Here is a 576-nt window from a genome sequence, read left to right as displayed (position 1 = left end):
TCATAGGTAGGTACTTAAGAAAAACATTAAGTACAGCCTTAAAAATTTGGCTCTACCCCATACTGAAATACTCCTGTTTTTCGATCGCGTTTGGGGTGTGCCCTAGCAGCATTTTTCCTCAGAAAGTCAAATGCTCCATTAACTGCATTTAACAATCCTTTCCTATGCTTCCTAATAATCGCTGTTAATATGCCAATCCACCAAACACCCGTTGTTTTTGCTACTGTCATTGTAGACATTTCAGTTTTGAATATCTTTTCAATACAGCCAGTTAAAAACCTTTTAAGCGTGGTTACTATTAAACTTACATAAATTAGCGCCTCTTGTAAGGTTGCGTTTGATGTTTGAAAGCCGCGTAAATTATTATAAGACTTACACTCCTTAAAAAGTAATTCAACCTGCCAGCGTAACCTATATAATTTGCCTATTTCAGTCGCTGTAAATTCATCAATAGATAAATTAGTGACTAAAAATGTATATTGTTTTTCTTTTTTTGACCAATACCCAACGACTCTTGTTAGCTTGTTTTTTATGCTAACATTCATATCAATAAGATCATTTTTAGGTAATTCGGGG

Annotated in this window: 1 protein-coding gene; it reads right to left on the bottom strand. The window is 34.4% G+C overall.

The genetic code is table 11. The features are described from left to right. Positions 1-38 precede the first annotated feature (38 nt). Positions 39-576: transposase (locus tag I6F44_RS19525; protein ID WP_197174414.1), on the bottom strand; the 538-nt coding region annotated here is incomplete at its 5' end.

It is taken from the genome of Pseudoalteromonas sp. NZS11_1 (assembly GCF_015864275.1).
In the GTDB taxonomy this organism is placed as follows: domain Bacteria; phylum Pseudomonadota; class Gammaproteobacteria; order Enterobacterales; family Alteromonadaceae; genus Pseudoalteromonas; species Pseudoalteromonas arctica.
This window is presented reverse-complemented; position numbering and strand designations above follow the sequence as displayed.